This is a genomic window from Winogradskyella epiphytica, from assembly GCF_003217215.1.
GTDB classification, from domain to species: domain Bacteria; phylum Bacteroidota; class Bacteroidia; order Flavobacteriales; family Flavobacteriaceae; genus Winogradskyella; species Winogradskyella epiphytica.
This window is the reverse complement of record NZ_QJTD01000001.1, coordinates 191,989-216,443: the sequence shown is the minus strand read 5'-3', so window position 1 is coordinate 216,443 and position 24,455 is coordinate 191,989. Positions and strand designations below refer to the sequence as shown.

The window sequence follows — 24,455 nt, the reverse complement described above, 5'->3', positions numbered from 1 at the left end:
AATGACGAACAAGAGATTAGTCATATTAGGCGGTGGAGAGAGTGGAGTAGGAACTGCGCTTTTAGGAAAAGCAAAAGGATACGATGTTTTTGTATCTGATAAAGGAAAAATTAAAGATAAATATAAAGACGTTCTTTTAAATAATGAGATTGAATTTGAAGATGAACAGCATACAGAATCAAAAATTCTAAATGCAGACATTGTCATGAAAAGTCCTGGTATTCCAAATAAAGTGGCTTTGGTAAGGCAAATTCGTGAAGCTGGGATAAAAGTGGTTTCAGAAATTGAGTTTGCTTCACATTATACAGAGGCCACTTTGGTAGCTATCACGGGTAGTAATGGTAAAACAACCACAGCAACCTTGACTCATCATCTTTTAAAACAAGAATTAGATGTTGGATTAGCAGGAAATATTGGAGACAGTTTTGCGAAGCAAATTCTAAATGAGAATCATGAAAATTATGTACTAGAGGTGAGTAGTTTTCAGCTAGATGATATTGTGGATTTTAAACCAAATATCGCTGTAATAACCAATATTACTCCAGATCATTTAGGTCGTTACGAGCATAAGTTTGAAAACTACATCGCTTCAAAATTTAGAGTGGTAGAAAATCAAACGGAAGAGGATTATTTCATATATGATGTCGATGATGAGGTCATTGTAGAATACATGAAGACGCATAAAATTCAATCCAAAAAATTGCCTTTTTCACTAACAAAAGTTGTAGAGGAAGGGGCTTATTTAGAAAACAACAAGATAGTAATAACAATAGGAAATAATAAAATAACTATGTCAACAGATAATCTAGCATTAGAAGGTAAACACAACGTTAAGAACGCGATGGCAGCTTCTACTGTAGCGCACTTACTTAAAATTAGAAAACAAACTATTCGTGAAAGTTTAGAGAATTTTCAAGGTGTAGAGCACCGCTTGGAAAATGTATTAAAAATCAATAAGGTGCAATACATTAACGATTCCAAGGCAACAAATGTTAACGCAACTTACTTTGCTCTTGAGAGTATGAATGCACCTACTGTTTGGATTGTTGGTGGAGTTGATAAAGGAAATGAATATAAAGAGTTGTTTCCGTTTGTAAACGAGAAAGTAAAAGCGATTATCTGCTTAGGTGTTGATAATGCTAAGATTATGGAGTCGTTTAGCAATATGGTTGATGTGATTGTTGAAACTCAGTATATGAGTGAGGCTGTAAAAATAGCATACAAACTGGCTAATGCTGGCGATAATGTGTTGCTATCACCTGCTTGTGCTAGTTTCGATTTATTTGAAAACTATGAAGATAGAGGGCGTCAATTTAAGGATGCGGTTCGTAATTTGTAATAAGATGATGTTCTGTGATTAAAAGCAGAAGTTTAAGATAGAAAATGCAAAATATATTTAAACAAATAAAAGGAGATCGATCAATTTGGGCCATTGTTGGCCTATTGGCCATATTTTCTTTTTTACCTGTGTATAGCGCTTCTAGTAATTTAGCTAATAGCGGTAGTACAAGTACGTTTTCATTTTTTATAAAACATTTTATGCATTTGTTTTTAGGCTTCGTCATCATGTTTGGTATACATAAAGTACCGTATAAATATTTCCGCGGAATATCGATGATAGCTGTTCCTGTTGTGTTGGTTTTGTTGGTAGTTACGATGTTACAAGGGACCACTATTGATGGCGCAAATGCAAGTCGGTGGATACAGATCCCTATAGTTGGTATGTCCTTTCAGACATCCACCTTGGCAGCGGTTGTTCTTATGGTTTATGTTGCGCGATACTTATCGAAAATAAAAGATCAAGAGGTTAAGTTTAAAGAGACGATTCTACCACTGTGGTTGCCCGTATTTTTGGTGCTTAGTTTAATTTTACCGGCTAATTTTTCCACAACAGCTATCATTTTTACTATGGTAATGATGTTGGCTTTTATTGGAGGTTATCCTATAAGATACTTAGTAGTGATGGTGCTTGCCGGATTTGCAGCCTTGGCCATATTTATTTTGGTCGCTAAGGCTTTTCCAGATGCTATGCCAAATAGGGTGGATACTTGGATGAGTAGAATTGATAACTTTACAAATGGAGAGGATACTGAAGCTGACTATCAAATTGAAAAAGCAAAAATTGCCATCGCAACGGGAATAGCACCTTTAGGTCCTGGAAAAAGTATACAGAAGAATTTCTTGCCACAGTCTTCATCAGATTTTATTTTTGCAATTATTATAGAGGAATATGGCTTAATAGGAGGTGGTTTTCTGTTGTTGTTATATATGTTGCTCCTATTCAGAATTGTAATTGTAAGCCAAAAATCAGATACCATTTTTGGAAAATTACTAGTGCTTGCTGTTGGATTGCCAATTGTGTTTCAAGCATTATTAAATATGGGTGTAGCTGTAGAATTATTTCCTGTTACCGGACAAACCTTACCCTTAATTAGTAGTGGAGGAACATCGATTTGGATGACCTGTCTTGCATTAGGAATTATTCTTAGTGTAAGTGCAAAGCGAGAAGAAATTAAAGAAAAAGAAAACGGGGAAGTTAACCCATTAGACGTTTTAAGAGAAGCGATTTAAAAGAATATAAGGAAGTTGACACAAAGCAAAACATATCGATTTATCCTATCAGGAGGTGGTACAGGAGGACATATTTATCCTGCGGTTGCGATTGCAGATGAGTTAAAGTCGCGCTACCCTGATGCTAAATTTCTATTTGTAGGAGCTTCAGATCGCATGGAAATGGAAAAAGTACCACAAGCAGGATATGTAATTGAAGGCTTATGGATTTCGGGAATTCAGCGAAAACTGACTTTAAAGAATTTAGCATTCCCTTTTAAATTGATGTCGAGTTTAATACGTTCTAAAAAGATTATTAAAAATTTTAAACCAGATGTAGTTATTGGAACAGGAGGCTTTGCAAGTGGACCATTATTACAAGCAGCGACCTCCCGAAATATTCCGAGTTTAATACAAGAACAGAATTCGTTTCCTGGTATTACAAATAAATTATTAGGTAAAAAAGTAAATACCATTTGTGTCGCTTATGAAGGTTTGGAAAAGTTCTTTCCTAAGCATAAACTTAAATTAACAGGAAATCCAATTCGTAAAGATTTACTTAAAGTTAGTCAAAAACGGAATGAAGGGAAAAAGACATTTGCCTTAGAGGATGGTAAAAAAACGCTGTTGGTTTTAGGTGGAAGTCTAGGTGCAAAGCGCATTAATGAATTAATTGACGCGAACCTTGAATTTTTTGAAGATCAGAATACTCAAGTGATTTGGCAATGTGGAAAATTATACTATAATCAGTACAAGGGTAATGGCGATCTGAAAAATGTACAGGTTCATGCCTTTTTAAATCAAATGGATTTGGCTTATGCTGCGGCTGATATTATTATTTCAAGAGCAGGTGCTATTTCGGTTTCAGAATTGTGCATTGTAGGGAAACCGGTGATTTTTATACCATCACCAAATGTTGCTGAAGACCATCAAACGAAAAACGCAAAAGCGGTTGCAGATAAAGATGCAGCGATTTTAATTAGAGAAAATGATTTGGAGGCTGATTTTCAAAAAGAGTTCTCTGAATTGATTTCAAACGAAGAAAAAAGAAATAAGTTAAGCAAAAATATAGAGGCTTTAGCGCTTGTGAATGCTACAAGTGATATTGTTGATGAAGTAGAAAAATTATTGAAAAAGTAAATGAATTTTGGTGCAATAAATAACGTTTATTTTGTTGGTGTCGGTGGCATCGGGATGAGTGCGCTTGCGCGTTATTTCGTGGCTAACGGTAAGCAAGTAGGTGGTTATGATAAAACGCCAACTGAAATCACAAGATCTCTAGAAGAATTGGGGATTTCAATTCATTTTGAAGATGATATCAGTTGTGTGCCATCCCTATTTTTGAATCCTGAGGATACACTTGTGGTATATACGCCCGCAATTCCAAAGGAGCACACGGAGTTCAGCTATTTTAAAGATCAGAATTTTAAAGTTTTAAAACGCTCTGCTGTTTTAGGAGAAATCACAAAACAAACGGTTTGTTTAGCTGTTGCAGGGACGCATGGAAAAACGACCACAACAAGTATTTTAGGTCATTTAATGAATGAGTGTCATGTTCCTGTAACTGCATTTTTAGGTGGTATTAGTGAAAATTATAATTCAAATTTAATTTTAAATGGAACCGAGGTCACTGTTGTAGAGGCCGATGAATTCGATCGTTCGTTTTTAACCTTATCACCAGACTTGGCTTGTATCACCTCAATGGATGCCGATCATTTAGATATTTACGGCAGTGCAGAAGAATTGGTTAAATCTTTTAAAGATTTTTCAGAAGGTATTAAACCTCATGGTAAGCTATTTATAAAGAATGGTTTGCCGTTAAAAGGTATTACCTATGGGGTAGAAGATGATTCAGACTATTCTGCGCAAAATATTAAAATAGATAATGGAAGTTATGTGTTTGACGTAAAAACACCTCAAGGATTACATAAGGACTTCAGATTTAGTTTGCCGGGAAGACATAACCTGTCTAATGCTATTATAGCAATTGCCATGGCTGCAGAATATGGCTGTTCTTATCAAGATCTTGCTAAAGCTTTAGAAACATACCGAGGAGTAAAACGTAGGTTTACGTATCAGATAAAAACAGATGATTTTGTTTTTATAGATGATTATGCGCATCACCCAGAAGAAATTAATGCGGTGCATCAAGCGGTGAGAGAAATGTATCCAAATCAAAAAGTCTTGGCTATTTTTCAACCACATCTGTTTAGCAGAACAAAAGATTTTGCAGACGCTTTTGCTGAAAGTCTATCTAAATTCGATGAACTCATGCTCTTGGATATTTACCCTGCAAGAGAATTACCAATCGATGGCGTGACTTCAGAATGGCTTTTAAGTAAGGTTAATAATTCAAATAAAAAATTAGTTCGAAAGACAGAAATTATTCAAGAAATAAGGAAATCAGAGGCTCAAATTGTTCTGACAATTGGGGCGGGAGATATTGGAGAGGAAGTAAAACATATTAAAGAAGCGTTTTATGTCAAAAATTAATTGGAACTATATAAAAATCATAGGTTTAGTTGTTTTGGTGAGCTTTTTATTTGCTTTTTCAAATCAAAGAAATAAAACTCGAAAAGTGAGCGAACCAAAAATCACTTTTTTAGGTGAAAACAAACTATTTATCACGGATGACAATGTTAGTAAATTGTTAATACAAAATCAGGAACCAGTTTCACAACTCCCTAAAGATATTATAGATTTGAACGAATTAGAATCTGCCCTGAAATCTAATCCAATGATAAAGACAGCGGAAGTGTTTATGTCAGTAAACGGTGAGCTTTCGGCTGAAATTGAACAAAAACGACCTATTGCAAGAGTCAACACAAATGAGTCATATTATATAGACGATGAAGGTGGGTTTATGCCTTTGTCCTATAATTATGCGGCAAGAGTGATGCTCGTTACTGGTAATATTGAGAAAAATGACCTAAAAACAGTCTTTGAATTTGCTAAAGCTGTCGATAGTGATGACTTCTTAAAGAAACATATCATTGAAGTACGTCAGAATGACGATAAAACCATTGATTTTAAAATAAGAAAAAGCGATTTTACAGTTCATGTAGGAACTTTAAAAAACCTTGAAAAGAAGATAAATAATTTTAAAGCCTTTTATCAAAAAGCTTTAGAAGATCAAATCTTAGATGACTATGCACGAGTTAATCTAAAGTTTGACAAACAAGTAATTTGCACCAAAAAGTAAGCTATGGAAAAGAGTAATATATCGGTAGGTCTAGATATAGGTACCACGAAGATTGTGGCCATGATTGGTCGCAAAAATGAATACGGTAAAGTTGAGATTTTAGGTATAGGTAGAGCTAAAAGTTTAGGTGTTCACCGAGGAGTGGTTAATAATATAACCCAAACTATTCAATCTATACAACAAGCTGTACAAGAAGCGGAAGCTGCTGCATCAGAAAAAATAGAAGATGTCACCGTAGGTATTGCTGGTCAGCATATACGCAGCTTACAACATAGTGATTACATCACAAGACCCAATTCGGAATTGGTGATAGATGAAGATGATTTAGATCGTCTCATTAATCAAGTGCACAAATTGGTTATGCTTCCTGGTGAAGAAATTATACATGTTCTACCTCAAGAATTTAAAGTCGATGGTCAAGGTGAAATTACCGAACCAATCGGTATGTATGGTGGTCGACTTGAAGCAAACTTCCACGTGGTTGTCGGACAGGTGTCTTCAATCAGAAACGTAGGTCGTTGTATAAAATCTGCCGATTTAAATTTAGAAGGCATCACTTTAGAGCCGTTAGCTTCAGCCAATGCGGTGTTGAGTAGAGAAGAAAAGGAAGCAGGTGTTGCTTTAATTGATATAGGTGGTGGAACAACAGATTTAGCCGTTTTTAAAGATGGAATTATTCGTCATACGGCGGTTATTCCTTTTGGTGGTAATGTAATTACAGAAGATATTAAAGAGGGCTGTTCAATCATCGAAAAACAAGCAGAGCTTTTAAAAATTAGATTTGGATCGGCCTGGCCAGGTGAGAATAAGGATAATGAAATTGTGTCTATTCCTGGACTAAGAGGAAGAGAACCGAAGGAAATCACTTTGAAGAATTTGTCTAAGATTATCCACGCTAGAGTGGTAGAAATCGTAGAACAAGTTTATGTTGAAATTAAAAACTACGGTCACGAAGAACAAAAGAAAAAACTAATAGGAGGTATTGTGTTAACAGGAGGTGGCGCTCAGTTGAAACACTTAAAACAATTAGTGGAGTATATCACAGGAATGGATACTAGAATTGGCTATCCAAATGAGCATTTGGCTGGTGATAGTGATGGTGAAATAGCAAGTCCGTTATACGCAACAGCAGTTGGACTAGTGATGGACGGCCTGAAGCGTCAAGAACGTAAGAAGGCTGAAGCTATAGAAGTAGAAGAAGCGGTACTGGCCGAAGAAGAACAAGTACTAGACCAAACTTCTGAGGATGATGTGGTCGTTGAAGAACCAAAAAAAGAGCGACGTACATTCTTAGATAAACTCACGGAGCGTGTAAAAGAATTTTTAGATAACGCCGAGTAGGGACAACTGAATAAAAGTCCGGAGAATAAAAAAAGAGTATAGAAAACCCATAATAAAAAGTAAAATGAGCAACAGCAACGAATTTGGAAACATTTCATTCGATTTACCTAAGCACCAATCAAACGTCATTAAGGTGATTGGTGTTGGTGGAGGTGGTAGTAATGCCATTAACCACATGTTTCAGCAAGGTATCAAGGGCGTAGATTTTGTAATCTGTAATACAGATTCACAGGCACTTCACAATAGTGGTGTCCCAAACAAAATACAATTAGGAGTTAATTTAACTGAAGGTCTTGGAGCAGGAGCAAATCCAGATGTTGGAGAACAAGCCGCTTTGGAAAGTTTAGAAGACATTCGTAGAATGTTAGATACCAATACAAAAATGGTATTTATCACTGCAGGAATGGGTGGAGGTACAGGTACAGGTGCTGCGCCAATCATTGCTAAGTTATCAAAAGAGTTAGATATTCTAACCGTTGGTATAGTTACAATGCCATTCCAATTTGAAGGAAAAATGCGTAATGAACAAGCGCAACGTGGGATTGAAAAACTTCGGGCCCATGTAGATTCACTTGTGGTTATTAATAATAACAAATTACGTGAAGTATACGGAAACCTTGGTTTTAAGGCTGGTTTCTCAAAAGCCGACGAAGTATTATCAACGGCTTCTAGAGGTATTGCAGAAGTAATTACGCATCACTACACGCAAAACATTGATTTGCGTGATGCTAAAACGGTATTGAGTAATAGTGGAACAGCGATTATGGGATCGGCAACCTCTTCTGGACAAACCAGAGCTCAAGATGCTATTATGAAAGCATTAGATTCACCATTACTTAACGATAATAAAATTACTGGGGCTAAAAACGTATTGTTGCTGATCGTTTCAGGTTCACAAGAAATTACTATTGATGAAATAGGTGAAATTAACGATCATATTCAAAACGAAGCAGGTCATGGAGCCAATATAATTATGGGTGTTGGTGAAGATGAAGAGTTACAAGAATCTATTTCAGTAACTATTATTGCTACAGGTTTTGATATCGATCAACAGAATGAAATTTCGAATACTGAAACTAAGAAAGTCATTCATGCTTTAGAAGAAACAATTGAAACAAATATTAGTACTCAAGATAAGGAGCCAGCTATTATTACGCCTGATATTGTTTTAGAAGAGAAAAAGGAAGCGCCAATTGTTCGTCATAATCTATTTGAAGAGCCGCAACAAGTTGAAGTTAAATCGCAACCATCAACTCAACCTAAATCTCAGCCAAAAACTGAAGAAGATAGAGGAACAGATTTAATCGCAACAACCGATTTCTTAAGAAATATGAATGTTGTATATGATGAAGTTTTAGACTCTAAGCCACAAGCGCCAGTTCAGCCAGAGCCAGAAGAGTTTATTATCACTCCAATAGAGAATAAAGCGGAACAAATTCACGAAGAACCAGAAGAGCAAATTACATTGACTTTCGATTTACCTTTAACAAACAAGGCAGAGGATCCAATTGAGGAACCTGAATCAAAGGCTAAAGACGAACCAACGTTTTTTACTTTAGATGCAGAGGAAGATGTTAATGAAATGGAGGTAAAAGATCCAGTTGAAATTATTTCTGTAACAGAGGTTAATCAAGAAGGTGAAAAGCGTTATGTTCTAGAAGATTTTGAGCCTATGCACTCTTCGATAAATACGAAAACAGAAAAAAAGGAAGTAAAAGAAGATATAGTTTTCGAAAAGAAAACGATGCCAACTCCAGAGCCTACAAAAGCTCCTGAAGAAGAGATCGACCCGATGAATAGTCCAATTTCAGAACTATTGATTGCACGTGCAGATGAACGTAGAAGAAAGATGAAGGACTTCAACTATAAGTTTAATAACGCAAAGATTGATGAGATAGAAAGAGAACCTGCGTACAAAAGACAAGGTGTTAATCTAAGTGAAACGCAACATTCTTCTGAAACAAGAGCTTCTAGAATGTCTGTTGGAACGGATGATAATGACGATATCCAATTGCGCAGTAATAATTCATTCCTACATGATAATGTAGATTAGTGTTTTACTAAATTCAGTGAATCACTAAAATCTAGCCCATAGAGTTCCCCAACTTTATGGGCTATTTGTTTTTGATAAAAAAATGATGGTATCTGTAATTCTTCTATGAGCCTAGAAAAACTTTTTACTATCTTCGCAGCACTTATTAAAAGGATAAAATTATGAGTTTGCAAAGTGATATAATGACAGCCATGAAAACGGCGATGAAAGAAAAGGACCAAACAGCCTTAGCAGCGTTAAGAGCTGTAAAATCTGAAATATTATTAGCTCAGACATCAACGGGTTCTAAGGAAGATATTTCTGAAGAGGAAGAGATAAAAATTTTATCTAAAATGGTAAAACAACGCAAGGACAGTGCTGCTATATTTTTAGAACAAGATCGTAAAGATTTAGCTGAACCTGAATTAGCACAAGCAGAAGTCATTAGTCAGTTTTTACCTGAAGCTTTAAGTGAAGAAGAGATTGAAAAAGTAGTTGTAAGAACTATTGAGCAGGTTGGAGCAGATGGTATGAAAGATATGGGGAAAGTTATGGGAATGGTTAGTAAGGAATTAGCAGGACAAGCGGATGGAAAAACGATTTCAAGTATTGTAAAAGCCAAATTATCTTAAAAATATAGTCCTGCACTAGCAGGAATTTAAGGCCTCGTAGTTCAACTGGATAGAATATCAGATTTCGGCTCTGGGGGTTGGAGGTTCGAATCCTCTCGAGGTCACGAATAAACAAAAAACTCAAGCGTTAAATCAAGCTCGCTTGAATTTAAAAGTTTGAGTTTTTTGTTTTCAAAGCGGCGCTTTGTAGAATGCGCAGCAATTTTCACGTCTTGCAATTCCAAAACCACATTTATTCTTCTTTTAAAATTCCAAAACAGTAAACCCTGTACTTCGAGTAATTTTTACTAAATTAGATACTTAAAGCTTTATTAAGTCGAATTAAAAGCATTTATAATAGACAATATATTAAATTGTTACTAAATATTCCCCTTGTGTGTAATTAAAGATAATCGATAAAATATGATAAAAAACATTGTTTTAATTATCCTAATCATATTTTATACAAGTGCGATATTTGGACAAGATATAGCAAGGGTTGAAAATGTAAAAATCGAGTCAGAAGTCTTAGGCCAAGAAAGAGAAATTTTAATTTACACACCAGTCGATTACGACTGGAGAGAAAATGAATCTTTTAGCGTTATTTATGTGTTTGATAGTCAAAACAGAGAGTTCTTTGATTACACGAGTTCAATGATTTCGTTTTTGACTGATAATACAAAATCATATATTATTGTTGGGATAACTTCACCTTACAATGAAAAACTTGATTACTCAAGAAATAATGATTTGCTGCCTGTATTAGAGACAAAAGGTGCAAAGGACAGATATGGAAAATATTCTGGTAATGCTGACAATTTCTTTGGGTTTGTTAGTAATGAAATAATTCCATTTATAGATTCAAACTACAGAACTTTAAGTATTAGGATAGCAGTAGGACATTCATTAAGTGCTTCATTCGTTTTAAGCACTTTTATTAAAAATCCAAATTTTTTTAATTCATACATAGCAATTTCGCCCAATCTCGCATATGACAACGATAAATTAGCAAACGAACTTGTAAATTTTGATTATTCCAAAATAGAAAAGCCAACCTATTTATATTTAAGTAATGCTAATGAGGGTACAGACTATTGGAAAGAGTGGAAGCCTGCAAATGAGAAAGTATATTCTTACTACACACAAGAACTAAAAAACAACAAGCTTATAGTTCAAATGAATGAATTCACAAAGTGCAATCATTGGAGTACGTATCCGCCAAGTTTAAACAAAGGATTTGATTTTTATTTGAAAGAAATACTAGCTTTACAAGAGAAAGAATTAAGTAAAGAAGAATATAAAGCCACAATTAAAGTGAAGGTTCTTAAAAAAGAGAAAGCAATATACATAACGGGTAATCAAGATAATTTGGCAAATTGGAATCCTAAAAAAATTAAAATGGAGAAAATTTCTGATTTTAAGAGACAAATAACTCTTAAATTGAAAAGTCCTGCTCAATTTAAATTTACAAGAGGAAATTGGAAATCAGAAGCGGAAGTAACGGGAACTTATGGAAATATCACTATAAGACCTGAAATACAAACCGAATTTGAGTATAGGATTGAAAACTATATTGACAAGTAATAACTAAAGACATCAATAGCTGTAAACTAGTGTTTATTCTGGTCTACTTCTTAAAATCCTCACGGATTTTCTGTCTGGTTTGTGATTGCTAAATTAACCGCTTACTCACACAACTACTTAGAGCCGAGACGTTGTGCGTTATTTTACCAAACTAATCAACTGAATAACACTCATTTATGAAAATTAAACCATTCAGAAAACCAGTTTTAGCTTTCCTCGTAGTATTTCTATCTTGTAATACTAATATTAAAGAGAATAGTAGTCTTGAGAGTCAATTAAATGAATTGATAGAAAACTTCGACGGCAACGCTCATTTATACGCAGAAAATCTTACAACCGGACAAATTATAGATATTGATGCAAGTAGTATTCATAATGCTGCAAGTGAAGCAAAACTTTACATTTTACTAACTTATGCCGAACAGGTTATCAGCGGCACTTTAGATCCAACCAATCGAATAACACTTACAGAAGAAGACAAAGTTTTAGGTTCCGGAGTGTTGCGTTTCGAAATACCGGGAAATCAAGTTTCACTATCATTTGTAGCATACTTAATGATGTCTATTTCTGATAATGTTGCAACTAATATATTATTAAGGGAAGTTGGAGGAATAGAAGCTGTCGATAATTTTTTGAAAAAAATGGGTATTAATGATTCCGAAGTTAAAGGCGAAGTTTTTAGAGGTGATTGGATTTCAACTTCAGCAAAGTCATTAGCAACTGCAGCTCAAATATTAGCTCAACCAGAAAAATATGGGTATTTGAAAAAAGCAGCTGATTTATGCAAAAGCATTATGCTAAAACATTATGAGGATAATGGACTTGCTCGTCACTTGCCATGGAGTCCATTTGTTGAAGAAGTGACAACTATGGAGGTCTTCGGAAAATATAAACCAATATACGCTGGTATTGAATTGTATAGCAAAGCAGGATATACGCCAGGTTATCGAGGAGATGTTGCTTATATAAAAACATCGAAAAGTGAATATGTTATTGGACTAAAATGTACAAATGTGAATGATTCAAAACCACTAAATTCAACGAATGCAGGATTTGAGTTTTCAGCAGAAATTGGTAGACTCTTTTATAATTATTGGGGAGAAAAATAGAAGTACGTTGAAAATACGAACGCTATAAAAATGTATAATAGCATCTTGAGGGGTGTTACGACACCTTGCACGAAAGGTTCATACTCAATAAAGAAAACGAACAATTATGAAAAAGATAATAGTCTTTCTATTCATTGGAACTTTGATAGTTAACAGTCAAAACAGAGGGGTAGTTCACAATGACTTAATCCCAGATCACGATACTTTAATTATCAGTTCCAAAGCTTTAAACGAAGACCGAGTTGTCAATATATGGACGCCACCAAGCTATAATGAATCAACCGATAGCTTCCCTGTTCTTTATATGCCAGACGGTGGAATAAAGAAAGATTTTTCACATATAGCAAATACATTAGCTAAGCTGATTAAACAAAATAAAATACCTCCTTATATTTTGGTCGGAATTGAAAATACGGAAAGAAGAAGAGATTTGTCGGGACCTACTGAGATTGAATACGATTTAAAGATTGTGCCCAATCCAGGTGGCTCAACTAATTTTAGAAATTTCATAAAAAATGAACTTTTCGAAGAAATAAATACCAAATATCGTACAGAAAATAAAAGAGCGATAATTGGAGAATCTGCCGCGGGAATATTTATAATAGAAACCTTACTTTTGGATAATGATATGTTTGATTACTACATAGCAATAGATCCTGCTTTGTGGTATAACGAACAATACTTAGTCAAAAATTTTGAGTCATTAGCAAAAGAAAATTATGAACAAAAAAAGAAACTTTGGTTTGCAGGTTCTAATACTGTAGAGATATCCGCACATACCAGAGAATTAAATAAAAAACTAGAGAATTTGAATATTGGCTTGATATGGAAATATTCAGACGAACCTAAAGAACAGCACCATACAATCTTTAGAGCTACAAAAGAAAAAGCTCTGATTTGGACGCTAAATGATTAGAAAATAAATGCCATAGTAGCGTTTGATTTATGATTTACTCTCAACTGAAAAACCTTATTGTAGATTATACATCTCCAAATCTATATCATAGTGATGACAGCCATATTGATGAAAAAATTACCAAGCCTTATTCTTTCAATTCCACCTCTAAGATATTACCATTGTCATGTTTGTTTCCCGCTTCATTTGAGATAAACAGACGACCATCATCACTAAAAGTAATGCCTTCTGGTTGTGCAAATTTACGCTTGTCCAAAGGAAGTGCTTTTAAAATCTCACCTTTCATATTTAAAACCATAAGCTTGGGCTTTTTTCCATCGACGAGATAAATCTCTTTAGTTATGGGATGGATGGCCATGCCTGAAGGATTAAATGTTTTGTGTATTTTTTTATGTCTAAATGGCTTCAGTTTTTCAGATTTTAAATTAATTTTAATAATAGGCATACTATCCATTCGCATTGTTTTCAAAGGAATTTGATAAATGCCCTTTATATTTTTTGTAATTAAATCTTCCTCTTTTGGTGCGGTGAGTAATCTGTTATTATCAGGATCATAATTGAGGCTTTCAATATCGTTATCGGATGAAAACGGTGTTTGAATTTCTGAAATCTCTGGATGTTCAGAGCGGTAATTTTTTACAACAAATAATAAGCCATCACTTCTCATCACATAAGCATCATTCTCATTAATGGCTATGCCTTCATAATCGCCAGAATTAGCAAATTCGATCTTATCTTTGATTTCATTTTCAGCGACATCGTACACATATATAAAACCATCTTCATCCTGTATGCTAGCAAAAGTGTTTTCGTCTAACCATACTATACCACTGATTTCTCTTAAAATATCAGGTAGTGTAAAAGTACTTTTAATGGTATAATGCACGGCATATTTCGCATTTAGTCGATCACTCTTCTTTACTAGGGCTTTTGTCACCGGTCCTTGAAGGGCTAGTAGAATAGCACTAAAAATGAGCGTTATAATAACAGTAACATTCGATTTTGTAATTTTCATAAGAATTATTAATAGATTCATCCTAAATGTAAAATATGATTAAGCCAAGATCAATTGGTTACTACTATGCTGAATTTTACAATGGGCTTGAAATTAACATTAAAATTTTATTTAAAACTCGAATTCCATAAGAATTAGTATCTCAAAAGTAAAGATTCTTAATTCTATAACTTTAGTCAAAATGAATTAAAAAAGTATGTAAGTCATTGAAATTATAAGATAACTCTAAGTCGTACTTATTAGCAATCGCTTTATTGATAGCCAATCCTAATCCTGTTGATTTTGTATTACTTCCAATTTTTCTAAATCGTGTAAATAAGAGGTTCTGATTTAATGCTTCTGGAAGTCCAATATTGGTTATGGACCATAAATTATTATCTAGACTTATATGGATTTCAGAATTCGGCTGGCCATGAACTATGGCATTTTTAATGAAATTGGTCAATAAAATAATGGCGAGATCCTTATTCATCTTAATTTTAGGAGCAGAGTTGCTCTCAAAATTAATGCCCATTCCTTTATGAGCTAATAAATCTTCAAAGTCGTGAATAATAGTTTCCGTCAATTCTAAGAAATCAACAGATTCTTCATCTAAAAACTGTTTGTTCTCAATTTTTGAAAGTAGGAGTAAAGACTTATTTAATCGAGTCAGTCGATCTAAATTATCTAGGATCGATGCTAATGATTTTGTTTGCTCTTCATCTAATGGATTGTTTTCTATGAATAGCTCTAATTTATTTATACTGATGGCTAATGGTGTCTGAAGTTCATGCGAGGCATTTTCAATAAACTGTTTTTGCTCGATATAGCTATCGCTCGATTTTTTAATAAGTTTACTGATCGTTTCATTCAGTAGCTTAAATTCATCTATATGTGTGGGTAAGGTAGTTATTTTGTTCTCCTTTTCTATTTTAAAATTTTTAAGTTGACCAATAGAGTGGTAAAAGGGCTTCCAGATTTTCTTTAGAATGAAATTATTCAACAATAACAAACTTACCACTAGTAGGATATACAGCCCAATAAGGTATTTGATTAAATCCTGTGCGAGATCATCAACTTCAACCATAGAGGTTATAATCTTTAACTTGTAATAGTTGTTGTGATGCTCTATTGCGCTTTCATGGACACGCACAGGTTCAAAATCCTCCTCATTGTACATATACATTAAAGTGTCGTGATAACTTTCTTTAAAATTGTCATAAATCTCCTTATTAATAGGATCAAAAGTATACACGTGTTTGTCAAAGTCTGAATTCTCTACAATACTGGGCTCTTTTTTTAACCTTTTTAAAAGTAACACCTTCTGATTTTCTAATCCATCGTCCAAACTATCGTATATTTCATCTAACATCGCATAGTAAAATGCGAAAGCCCACAATGTGATTAGCGGTAAGAGGAGTACGGATAAATGTCTTGAGGTGTGGTTAAGAAGCTTCATCAGGCAATATTAAGTTTATAACCTACGCCATATACGGCCTCAACAGTAATATTAGATTTTGATAATTTTTTGCGAAGATTTTTTATCTGTGAGTAGATAAAATCAAAACTATCTGCTTGATCTATATGATCGCCCCAAACGTGCTCGGCTAAGGCCGCTTTAGTAACCAATCTGTTTTTATTAGTAATCATATACATTAATATATCGTATTCTTTTCTATTGAATTCAATTTGGTCACCATCAACAATTATTTCTCTGTTTTCAGGATGAATAACCATATTTCCAATCTCAATATGTTTATGACCATCAAAATATAAGCGTCTTAATACAGCCTTTACACGTGCATTCAACTCCGCATTATGAAAAGGCTTAGCTAAGTAGTCGTCAGCACCTAAATTAAGTCCTTTTAAACGGTCGTCTAGAGAGTCTTTAGCTGAAACAACAATTACACCACCTCCCTTACCTTGAGATTTAATTTGTGCTAATAATTCTAAACCATCACCATCGGGTAAAGTAATATCGAGCAGAATACAATCATATGAATACACCCCTAACTTAGTGCTTGCGGTTTTGAAATTTGTAGCCGTTTCTACATTATAATGCTCGCGCTCTAAAGTTCTACGCATATTATCAAGCATTTCGGGTTCGTCTTCAATGATTAAAATCTTCATAATTTTAATGGACTTTATACAAAAATAGGATTAAAATCTAGAAACAATTAGTAATTTCATGATTACCCCAAGTTTCGTAAATTTAGACAAGTCGCTCATTCTTTTAAGCCCCTTAATTATTAGTATTTATCAATCTAGTCTATTATAAATTTCTCAAGAATTTATAGACGAAATTTTAACATTGATTTAATAATGTGTCACTAAATATGTCACTTATATAAACGTATTTTGTAGAGTCAATTCTAAGTTATTATGTTTAAACAACTGTTAGGCGTAATTATGATTTTTGTGAGTATAGCTGTTTCGGCACATACTAATGAATTTCAAGTGCTTTATAGTGATTTAAACATAAATATAAGTACAGATGATTCAGGTGATGTACATGAATCATCGATGCGTCCTCTGATTTTTTTCGATCTACAATCAGTCGATTTTAGACTGAATTTTAATAGGTGCAACGATCCTTCATCACCTCTTGAAACTTTTGTTAATTATAATGGCTTCATTTATCATAGTTATATTTTATCGCGTGTTCGAGATGTTTATCTAATCGCCGAGCAGAATAATTTCAAAAATTTTCACTTAAGAAAAACGCTTTATCCCTTTCATAGTTTTTGGTAAAACAAGTGTAATCATATCATAATTTCTGATGATAAACTATGGTTAAATACACCATTGTTAAATCGTACACTTTAAATCTTATTAAAAACAACAAAAAAAATGGGAACGGGAATTTATATTATTGACGCGGTTATTATCGCATGCATTATTCTGCCTTTTATATTTATTATAACAGGTCGCAGAAAAAGAGAAAGCACCTTACGAAAGATATTGCAATTTGAAGCAGCTCAGAACAACTGTAACTTGGATGAGATGGAAATTCATAATAGTTTTGCTATAGGTTTAGATACTGAGGCAAAAAAACTCTTATTTCGTAAAACGACAGCTTTAAAAAAGTATACTCAAATAATAAATTTGAGTACAGTAGAGCATTGTGAATTTCTGAAAATCACACGATCTGTTAAAACTAAAACAAAAGGTGAGAAGGTCATTGAAAAACTTCATTTGACTTTTATTCATAATAACGGACAAAGAACTTCTATTTTGGAATTCTATGACCATGAAGATGAAATGATCTTAGACGATGCCGTAATTACTGGGGAAGCATGGGAAAGGAAAATAAATCTGCTCTTATTATCAGGCTCGATGGGGTTCTCTGTGGCTCGATAATTTGATTTACATATTTTAAGTGGCTAGATATTTTGTAATTTTTAACAAAATACAGCATCAAATTACTAATTCGTTACAGATTTGCACTGTTCTTTTGTTGTATAATTAAAAATATATAACAATGAAAACATTAAGAATAACAACATTAGCCATATTTGCAACAGCAGCAATATATGCACAGGATTTAAAACAAAATGAGGTACCTACAAATTTGCTTAACGCTTTTCAGAAGACGTATTCTAACGCAAGTGATGTAGAATGGGAGTTGGACAGTGAGACTTATAAGGTGGAATTTGATCTGAATGATTTAGAACAAGAAATTTGGTATACTAAAGATGGGATCATCGTGAAAAGGGAAATGGAAATCACTGAAAAGGATTTGCCGTCAGCGGTCTTGTCGGCAATTAAGTCGAAGTACGTTGGGTATAAAATTGATAGTATAGAACTCATAGAAATGGACAATAAAAAAACTTATGAGGTAGAACTTGAAAAAGGTTGGACTCAGGAATTAAAAGTAGTTTTTGATGTCAATGGAGATGTACTTAGTTCTGTTGAAGATTAAGAGTTGCCAAAATTAATAGAGAAGGCTGGATTTAGGTCCGGCCTTTTTTTTATTTAAAAACTAGATTATCTTGCGTAGTGTTTTATAAAGTAATAGTGTTTTTTTTAATCAACTGTGCCGCATCTTCCATGCTAGCACAAACCAATTATAGCGTATTGTTTGAGCCGGAAATTAGCCTAGGTTACGACGTTACTTCACGTTATTCCCATAGTTTTGGTATTGAGAATCGGAATTTGGTCTTTAACGATTCAGACCTAAAGTTTGAGATAAAACATATTGAATTAGCTCATACATCCACGTACGCCTTGAATTCTTTACAAAACATAGGCTTAGGAATTCAATTTAGATTTAAAGAAAATTTTGATACGATTAAAGAGAACGAATTCCGACTTTTACAAGAATATAAGTGGAAAAACAGTGGGGAATACCTGGATATTGCGCAGCGAATTAGAACAGAACAACGCTTTTATACGTCGATTACTACATTTAGAACACGTTATGAGTTAGGCCTTAGCTTTCCTTTACAACGTATAAAACCTCATACTCATAAAACTAATATAAGCCAGACCTATATTAAGACTGAAATGGAGTCTCTGCTAGAAGTAGCTAAAACGCAGAAACCAAAATATGAACAGCGCTTTTCAGCTTTGTTTGGTTGTTTGCTTCATGTCAAAACAGGTTTCGAAATTGGCTTTCAATATCGGTTGGCGGATTATACACAAAATATAGAGCACGAATTATTTATAGTGACTGGCATTGATATTCATCTATAATTAATTTTATTGCCGTGACACTATTTCCAATGCGATTAACATATATTAATTACCGGTTTTTAACTTTGAGGTAAGTTCTAACATTTTCTCACTAAGTGAATACAACCAGTATAATTGCTCCCAAACTAAATGTGCTTCTTTATGACTTCGTTCATTATCGGTACTGCTTATCGCGTTTTTAGTGATGCGGTCGGCAGGAAAGGTAAAAGTCCGCTTTTCAACCTCTAGCATTGTAATTTTAGTTTTAGAATTTTCAAAATTCACCGCGTTTAGTTCGCGGCAAACCCTGTCTAAATTAGCTGTTATTTTATCGGAAATCAATTTAAAATCCTCTGATGCTGCAGTGGTTTTATGATTTTGAATATAGGTGTTTAAGGAGGCTAAGGATGAAAGAAAAGTATGGTTGATAACCACGAGTTCGTAAATGTCTTCAATATTGTTTTGTTTAGATTCTGGCTCTTGTGCCATACGCTGAAACGCAGAACTTAAGTTGGACATCTGTACAAAGGCTTCCTTTCTATTTACTTTAAGACTGGTGGGAACATCGCCTTTAGTTTGATAATAATTTCGAATCGATTTAAAAAAATCCGTATTGGCTTTGAGACTATCTTTAATATTGTCTCCGATTTCCATAAACGACCAAGCTGGCCATAAAAACCGCATCGCAACATAAGAGAGTCCAGCACCGATCAAAGTGTCAATCACCCTGAACTGAATCACTTTTAGGACATCGGGTTGTAAGATGGCGTAAATAAAAATGACACTCAAGGTAATAAAAGTTGCCGAGGCTCTGTAATTCTTCTGAACCATTGAAAAGGCAATTACCAAAGATAATACGCCTAGAACACCGTATACATAGGGGCTATGGATTAAGAACACAATACCACTCGCTAAGACGGCACCAATTAGTGTACCTATTATGCGATCTTTAGAACGGGTTTTGGTAAGTCCGTAACTCGGTCGCATTATCACAATAATCGTAAGGATTATCCAATAAGGGTTTTGAAAATCGAAATACAAACCAATAGCATGACCGAGAGTTACAGTAACCGCTAAGCGTAGTGAGTGCTTAAATATGGTGGATTTAAAACTGAGGTTTCTAAATAATAGTTTGGGGTCATAATCTTGGGAGACTATAAATCGACTTAGATTGTGTTTGCGAGTTAAGTCGTCTGTGGATAACTCTGGATTATCTAAAACCCATTTAATTTTTTTTATTTTTTCAGATTGCTTTTTTTGATAGTCTAAGAGGTTCTGAAGCATCAAATAGTCTTCGTAATCTTCAGTCTGTGTATCAATTTTAAATTCTAATATGTCTTTTTTAAGTTTTTCTAATACATCCGAAATTTTACGGTGTGATGGAAAGCGATTCGGCTTGTTTATATTTCGAGCAATTGATCGCAATTGAAATGAAAATTCAGACAATAATTGCTGAAAATCAGATTTTAATTCTGGATGAGTCGAAAACAGAGCATCCATTTTATCATAGTTTACCGGATTGGCAACCGCTGTTTCAAGCATTTCTATAAGTTGAATAAAGACTAATAAGCGCTTATTCTGATAATTAGATCTTCCTGAGCTAATACGAGAAGAAATAAAAATCTCCCTTAAGGTTTCATGGTTTTCAATCAATTCACTTTGTAAGTCCATAAGCTGCGTTTGCAACTCGCTCCTGTTCGGTTGCTCACCGATAAGTTGGCGCCTGGTATCTATAAAATCGGCCGTTAGTAAAAAAGTTAGTGACAGCGTTTCTTCGGTTTGAGCTTTGGGGTTCAGATGGTACCAAATGGTGGATAATAGCAAATACCACAATCCACCTACACCAATTAATAAGGCATACTGATAAACTTCCAATTCCTCTGACGTGTGAGCAAAACTCAGTACTAAAGCTAATAATCCGGAGAAACTTATTAATGAAGCTCTAAAACCATAAACGGAAATAAAGGCTATACAAAAGGTAAGTAGGCCTAAAATGGGAAATAGAAAGTTATTTAAGAATTGTAGGTAACCACCAATAAAACTAATCAATACGACTAAAATAGAAGAAAATAAGATGCCGATCTGTTTGTGTTTCAAACTGCCATTAACGTCACTAGGTGAGCACCAAAAGGCCCCAAAACAGATTGCTAAGCCAATCTCAAAATTATCGGACACAATACCAAAAACAACAGGTATGGTAATGGCTATTCCAATCAATAGTGCTTTTGAAAAGCTTGAGCTTTTAAAAAAACCGAATAGATCTTTTGCGTGTTTCGATATAAATTTTAAAATGGTGGTCAAAATTTGATTAGTCATCTCAAAGATACAATTTGAAATAGCACGCTAAGGAAGAAAATTTGTAAAATGAATGACTTCTGATTAAGGCTTCGAATTCAAACCTAAATTTAAAATGATTTGAAAAGTAAATGCTGATATTGAAGATTCAATATCAGCATTTAGCAGTAAGGCGAATGCCTCTATTTTAAAAAAACGTATTCAGTTTATTGAGACTTACTTCATGATTCGAGTCAATTGGAAGTATCTCTTGTATTCTTCAGGAATCGTATCAACGTTTAATAGAGAACCTTCAGGAATCGTTGGGTAAAGTTCAGCATAAGTTTTAACAACGTTAAGACTCACACGCTTACTTATATGTTCTCTTTCTAATTCATCTGGACTATTTAGTCCTGCCGCAGCAACAAGCTCTAAGAAACTGTGAATAGTCGCTTCGTGGTAACGGTGAGCTCGTGGTGCTTTATCTTCAACCACTAAACCTTTAACAAGTGAAGGGTTTTGAGTGGCAACACCCACAGGACAGGTGTTTGTATTACATTGTAAAGCTTGGATACAACCAATAGAAAGCATCATAGCACGTGCACTATTACATCCATCTGCACCTAAGGCAATAGCTCTGGCCATATGGAAACCAGTAATAATTTTACCAGCTACAATAACTTTGATGTCTTTTCTTAAACCGAAGCCAACTAAAGTATCATGTACAAAAATTAGGCCTTCTCTCAATGGCATACCCATAGAGTTAGAGAATTCCACAGGAGCAGCTCCAGTTCCTCCTTCACCACCATCAACGGTAATAAAATCAGGAAGAATACCCGTGTAAATCATAGCTTCACAGAAATCCATGAATTCTTGCTTACGTCCAATACATAGTTTGAAACCTACAGGCTTTCCATCAGAAAGATCTCTTAGTTTTTTAATAAAATGCATGAATTCGATAGGGTCTGAAAACGCTGAATGCGAAGGTGGCGAATGCACTGCAATACCAGGTTTTACGTGTCTTATTCTCGCAATCTCAGGTGTGTTTTTAGAGGCCGGTAAAATTCCTCCATGACCAGGTTTAGCACCTTGAGATAATTTAATTTCAATCATCTTAACTTCTGGACGTAAGGCATTCTCTCTAAAGGTAACTTCGTTAAAGGTTCCATCGTCATGTCTACAACCAAAATAACCGGTACCGATTTGCCAGATTAAGTCACCACCATATTTTAAATGATGATCGCTAATAGCACCTTCACCTGTGTTATGAGCAAAATTACCCATTTTAGCACCTTTATTTAGAGCTAATACGGCGTTATTACTTAAAGAACCAAAACTCATTGCTGAAATATTCAACAAACTTGATGAGTACGGTTGTTTACAGTCTTTACCTCCAATCACTAAACGTGGAAATTCACCAATATCTTTTGGATTGTGTTTAGCATACATAGAATGTTCTAACCATTCGTAACCGGAGTGGTATAAATCCATCTGTGTTCCAAAAGGCTCAGTATCGTTTTCACCTTTTGCTCTTCGGTAAATTAGAGATCTTAATATACGGTTAAGTGGACGACCTTCGGTGTCAGTTTCAACAAAATACTGCATGATCTCTGGTCGGATCGACTCTAACATATATCTAAATCTCCCAATTAATGGAAAATTACGTCGAATCGTATGTTTCTTCTGAAAGATATCAAAAACCCCTAATAAAATCAGTGGCGCAACCAGTAAAAACGACCACAAAATAGGTTGCCAGAAAAAGGCAATGCCAACAATGGCCACCACAAGAACTGTAGAAATTGTAATAAATAGTTCACGAACTTTCATATTGCTATTTTTTAGACTGCGCAAAGATAAGATTACGCGAGCAAATATTAAATTATAATTGAGTAGTTTGTTATTTTTTACTAAAAATTTTTCGAAATCATTAAATATTCTTTTTGAGAATCTGAATCTCATAATGCCGCTTTAGATAAAAATATGATGCCTACGGTCTTGAATACAGGATTTTAATAGCAATTTTAACAAGATTTCTTCAAATTTTCTATCTGCTTTTATGACGAATAAATCGTCCAATTATAATAGACTAAGCCTTATCTATAATCAAATGTCTATGCTATAAGGGGAGATTCAACTTGTGAATTCAATAGATAGGAGAGATTTAAGCCCGAAAAAGAGAGGTTTTAACAATATTTTAGTATTAATTAGTTCGGAATGAAACGAACTAATCGTATATTTGTTAGGAACTTATAAAACACTAAAAATAGATGAAAACTAAATTAACATCACTTGCTATTGTATTATTAACCATAGTGAGTTGTAACGATTCAAAAAAATCGACTTCAGAAACTTCAGAAAATAAAGAAGAACAGGCTGTAGAAGCGCAAGCCACTTCAGACGACATTTCTATTGAAGATACAAAATGGGTAATCACCACCTTAGAAGGAGCCGATATGACTAATAAGGAAGTAAGCGAACAGGAGATTTATTTCACTTTAGATTCTGAATCGAAACGTATTAGTGGAAATGCAGGATGTAATACCTTTATGGGAACTTATACCTTGGAGGAAGGTAATCGTATTTCATTTTCAGAATTAGGACTCACAAGAATGATGTGTCCAGATATGAAAATAGAGGAATCTCAAATTCTTAGTGTTTTTGAACTTGCGGACAATTTCACCATAGCAGATGGAAAACTTTCATTAAACAAAGCCAAAAGAGCGCCTTTAGCAGAATTCAAAAAAGTGGATTATTCTAATGAGCCTATCGTAGAAAAATATTGGAAACTTAAAACCTTAGAAGGTAAAGAGGTGACCATGTCAGATAACCAAGAACGCGAAGTGTTTTTTACTTTAAAAGGACATGATCAAACGGTAACTGGGTTTGCGGGCTGCAATACTATTAGTGGAGGATATACTTTGGAAGACGGAAACAGAATTCGTTTCACTCAAATGGCGACGACATTAAAAGCGTGTCCGGATGTAGATTTCAACGAATCTGAATTCTTAAAGATTTTCGAATTGGCAGATAACTATACTATTGACGGCGACACACTCTCGTTAAATGTTGGTAGAAGAGCGCCATTAGCGGTTTTTGAAGCCGTATACATGCAGTAAGTTTTGCTTTAGATTCCTTTGTGCCACTCTTATAATTAATCCATTAAAATCT

General features: G+C 34.3%; 21 protein-coding genes and 1 tRNA gene. 17 read left to right on the top strand and 5 right to left on the bottom strand.

Translation table 11 applies throughout. The features are described 5' to 3' along the window. The first annotated feature begins 1 nt into the window (after position 1). The 12 genes from murD (at position 2) to DFQ11_RS00895 (ending at position 13,345) form a co-directional block, all read left to right on the top strand. Positions 2–1,339 carry a UDP-N-acetylmuramoyl-L-alanine--D-glutamate ligase gene (murD, locus tag DFQ11_RS00950; RefSeq protein WP_110473767.1) on the top strand — a complete coding sequence of 446 codons (1,338 nt, stop codon included), beginning with the start codon at positions 2–4 and terminating at the stop codon, positions 1,337–1,339. Between the two features lie 44 nt (positions 1,340–1,383). Next, positions 1,384–2,571 carry an FtsW/RodA/SpoVE family cell cycle protein gene (locus tag DFQ11_RS00945; protein ID WP_110473766.1) on the top strand — a complete coding sequence of 396 codons (1,188 nt, stop codon included), beginning with the start codon at positions 1,384–1,386 and terminating at the stop codon, positions 2,569–2,571. A 15-nt stretch (positions 2,572–2,586) separates the two neighbouring features. Then, complete coding sequence (gene murG, locus DFQ11_RS00940; protein WP_110473765.1) at positions 2,587–3,690, top strand: undecaprenyldiphospho-muramoylpentapeptide beta-N-acetylglucosaminyltransferase; 1,104 nt, start codon at positions 2,587–2,589, stop codon at positions 3,688–3,690. Beyond that, positions 3,691–5,043, top strand: coding sequence for a UDP-N-acetylmuramate--L-alanine ligase (gene murC / locus DFQ11_RS00935; protein WP_110473764.1), 1,353 nt, complete (start codon positions 3,691–3,693; stop codon positions 5,041–5,043). Beyond that, positions 5,030–5,752 (top strand): cell division protein FtsQ/DivIB, encoded by a 723-nt coding sequence (locus DFQ11_RS00930; RefSeq protein WP_110473763.1) that lies wholly within the window; start codon positions 5,030–5,032, stop codon positions 5,750–5,752. Before murC ends, DFQ11_RS00930 begins: the two co-directional genes overlap by 14 nt. Before the next feature lie 3 nt (positions 5,753–5,755). Beyond that, the gene (gene ftsA, locus DFQ11_RS00925) at positions 5,756–7,093 is read left to right on the top strand and encodes a cell division protein FtsA (protein WP_110473762.1); all 1,338 of its coding nucleotides are present in this window, start codon (positions 5,756–5,758) and stop codon (positions 7,091–7,093) included. Positions 7,094–7,157: 64 nt separating this feature from the next. Further along, complete coding sequence (gene ftsZ, locus DFQ11_RS00920; protein WP_110473761.1) at positions 7,158–9,146, top strand: cell division protein FtsZ; 1,989 nt, start codon at positions 7,158–7,160, stop codon at positions 9,144–9,146. Between the two features lie 161 nt (positions 9,147–9,307). After that, on the top strand, positions 9,308–9,757 hold the full coding sequence (locus DFQ11_RS00915; protein WP_110473760.1) for a GatB/YqeY domain-containing protein: 450 nt from the start codon (positions 9,308–9,310) through the stop codon (positions 9,755–9,757). Positions 9,758–9,787: 30 nt separating this feature from the next. Beyond that, positions 9,788–9,861: transfer RNA gene (locus DFQ11_RS00910), tRNA-Arg, on the top strand. A gap of 298 nt (positions 9,862–10,159) precedes the next feature. Further along, positions 10,160–11,320 carry an alpha/beta hydrolase-fold protein gene (locus DFQ11_RS00905; RefSeq protein WP_110473759.1) on the top strand — a complete coding sequence of 387 codons (1,161 nt, stop codon included), beginning with the start codon at positions 10,160–10,162 and terminating at the stop codon, positions 11,318–11,320. A 176-nt stretch (positions 11,321–11,496) separates the two neighbouring features. Then, positions 11,497–12,429: a serine hydrolase gene (locus tag DFQ11_RS00900; RefSeq protein WP_110473758.1), complete on the top strand. Its 933-nt coding sequence runs from the start codon at positions 11,497–11,499 to the stop codon at positions 12,427–12,429. Between the two features lie 106 nt (positions 12,430–12,535). Next, positions 12,536–13,345: an alpha/beta hydrolase gene (locus DFQ11_RS00895; RefSeq protein ID WP_110473757.1), complete on the top strand. Its 810-nt coding sequence runs from the start codon at positions 12,536–12,538 to the stop codon at positions 13,343–13,345. Positions 13,346–13,472: 127 nt separating this feature from the next. Here DFQ11_RS00895 and DFQ11_RS00890 read toward each other — a convergent pair whose 3' ends face one another. The 3 genes from DFQ11_RS00890 to DFQ11_RS00880 form a co-directional block, all read right to left on the bottom strand. Then, the gene (locus tag DFQ11_RS00890) at positions 13,473–14,360 is read right to left on the bottom strand and encodes an SdiA-regulated domain-containing protein (RefSeq protein WP_158524972.1); all 888 of its coding nucleotides are present in this window, start codon (positions 14,358–14,360) and stop codon (positions 13,473–13,475) included. A 172-nt stretch (positions 14,361–14,532) separates the two neighbouring features. Further along, positions 14,533–15,798, bottom strand: a complete 1,266-nt coding sequence (locus tag DFQ11_RS00885) for a sensor histidine kinase (RefSeq protein WP_110473755.1) — start codon at positions 15,796–15,798, stop codon at positions 14,533–14,535. Next, positions 15,798–16,469, bottom strand: a complete 672-nt coding sequence (locus DFQ11_RS00880) for a response regulator transcription factor (protein ID WP_110473754.1) — start codon at positions 16,467–16,469, stop codon at positions 15,798–15,800. Before DFQ11_RS00880 ends, DFQ11_RS00885 begins: the two co-directional genes overlap by 1 nt. A 252-nt stretch (positions 16,470–16,721) precedes the next feature. Between DFQ11_RS00880 and DFQ11_RS00875 the strand changes: the two genes are divergently transcribed. The 4 genes from DFQ11_RS00875 (at position 16,722) to DFQ11_RS00860 (ending at position 19,034) form a co-directional block, all read left to right on the top strand. Beyond that, positions 16,722–17,090 carry a hypothetical protein gene (locus DFQ11_RS00875; protein WP_110473753.1) on the top strand — a complete coding sequence of 123 codons (369 nt, stop codon included), beginning with the start codon at positions 16,722–16,724 and terminating at the stop codon, positions 17,088–17,090. 99 nt (positions 17,091–17,189) lie between these two features. Beyond that, the gene (locus DFQ11_RS00870) at positions 17,190–17,699 is read left to right on the top strand and encodes a hypothetical protein (protein ID WP_110473752.1); all 510 of its coding nucleotides are present in this window, start codon (positions 17,190–17,192) and stop codon (positions 17,697–17,699) included. A gap of 121 nt (positions 17,700–17,820) precedes the next feature. Further along, positions 17,821–18,261: a PepSY-like domain-containing protein gene (locus tag DFQ11_RS00865; RefSeq protein WP_110473751.1), complete on the top strand. Its 441-nt coding sequence runs from the start codon at positions 17,821–17,823 to the stop codon at positions 18,259–18,261. A 128-nt stretch (positions 18,262–18,389) separates the two neighbouring features. Next, positions 18,390–19,034 carry a DUF2490 domain-containing protein gene (locus tag DFQ11_RS00860; RefSeq protein WP_110473750.1) on the top strand — a complete coding sequence of 215 codons (645 nt, stop codon included), beginning with the start codon at positions 18,390–18,392 and terminating at the stop codon, positions 19,032–19,034. A 45-nt stretch (positions 19,035–19,079) separates the two neighbouring features. On the opposite strand, the gene DFQ11_RS00855 is transcribed toward DFQ11_RS00860, so the two are convergent. After that, positions 19,080–21,329 carry an FUSC family protein gene (locus tag DFQ11_RS00855; RefSeq protein ID WP_229791213.1) on the bottom strand — a complete coding sequence of 750 codons (2,250 nt, stop codon included), beginning with the start codon at positions 21,327–21,329 and terminating at the stop codon, positions 19,080–19,082. 195 nt (positions 21,330–21,524) lie between these two features. After that, positions 21,525–23,114 (bottom strand): FMN-binding glutamate synthase family protein, encoded by a 1,590-nt coding sequence (locus tag DFQ11_RS00850; RefSeq protein ID WP_110473749.1) that lies wholly within the window; start codon positions 23,112–23,114, stop codon positions 21,525–21,527. 440 nt (positions 23,115–23,554) lie between these two features. Between DFQ11_RS00850 and DFQ11_RS00845 the strand changes: the two genes are divergently transcribed. Next, entirely contained in the window at positions 23,555–24,403 is an 849-nt protein-coding gene (locus DFQ11_RS00845) for an META domain-containing protein (protein ID WP_110473748.1), read from the top strand. Positions 24,404–24,455: the final 52 nt, after the last annotated feature.

Coding starts and splice junctions, on each gene's coding strand:
- murD (WP_110473767.1), top strand. CDS start 2: ATGACGAACAAGAGATTAGTCATATTAGGCGGTGGAGAGAGTGGAGTA.
- DFQ11_RS00945 (WP_110473766.1), top strand. CDS start 1,384: ATGCAAAATATATTTAAACAAATAAAAGGAGATCGATCAATTTGGGCC.
- murC (WP_110473764.1), top strand. CDS start 3,691: ATGAATTTTGGTGCAATAAATAACGTTTATTTTGTTGGTGTCGGTGGC.
- DFQ11_RS00930 (WP_110473763.1), top strand. CDS start 5,030: ATGTCAAAAATTAATTGGAACTATATAAAAATCATAGGTTTAGTTGTT.
- ftsA (WP_110473762.1), top strand. CDS start 5,756: ATGGAAAAGAGTAATATATCGGTAGGTCTAGATATAGGTACCACGAAG.
- ftsZ (WP_110473761.1), top strand. CDS start 7,158: ATGAGCAACAGCAACGAATTTGGAAACATTTCATTCGATTTACCTAAG.
- DFQ11_RS00915 (WP_110473760.1), top strand. CDS start 9,308: ATGAGTTTGCAAAGTGATATAATGACAGCCATGAAAACGGCGATGAAA.
- DFQ11_RS00905 (WP_110473759.1), top strand. CDS start 10,160: ATGATAAAAAACATTGTTTTAATTATCCTAATCATATTTTATACAAGT.
- DFQ11_RS00900 (WP_110473758.1), top strand. CDS start 11,497: ATGAAAATTAAACCATTCAGAAAACCAGTTTTAGCTTTCCTCGTAGTA.
- DFQ11_RS00895 (WP_110473757.1), top strand. CDS start 12,536: ATGAAAAAGATAATAGTCTTTCTATTCATTGGAACTTTGATAGTTAAC.
- DFQ11_RS00890 (WP_158524972.1), bottom strand. CDS start 14,360: ATGAAAATTACAAAATCGAATGTTACTGTTATTATAACGCTCATTTTT.
- DFQ11_RS00885 (WP_110473755.1), bottom strand. CDS start 15,798: ATGAAGCTTCTTAACCACACCTCAAGACATTTATCCGTACTCCTCTTA.
- DFQ11_RS00880 (WP_110473754.1), bottom strand. CDS start 16,469: ATGAAGATTTTAATCATTGAAGACGAACCCGAAATGCTTGATAATATG.
- DFQ11_RS00875 (WP_110473753.1), top strand. CDS start 16,722: ATGTTTAAACAACTGTTAGGCGTAATTATGATTTTTGTGAGTATAGCT.
- DFQ11_RS00870 (WP_110473752.1), top strand. CDS start 17,190: ATGGGAACGGGAATTTATATTATTGACGCGGTTATTATCGCATGCATT.
- DFQ11_RS00865 (WP_110473751.1), top strand. CDS start 17,821: ATGAAAACATTAAGAATAACAACATTAGCCATATTTGCAACAGCAGCA.
- DFQ11_RS00860 (WP_110473750.1), top strand. CDS start 18,390: ATGCTAGCACAAACCAATTATAGCGTATTGTTTGAGCCGGAAATTAGC.
- DFQ11_RS00855 (WP_229791213.1), bottom strand. CDS start 21,329: ATGACTAATCAAATTTTGACCACCATTTTAAAATTTATATCGAAACAC.
- DFQ11_RS00850 (WP_110473749.1), bottom strand. CDS start 23,114: ATGAAAGTTCGTGAACTATTTATTACAATTTCTACAGTTCTTGTGGTG.
- DFQ11_RS00845 (WP_110473748.1), top strand. CDS start 23,555: ATGAAAACTAAATTAACATCACTTGCTATTGTATTATTAACCATAGTG.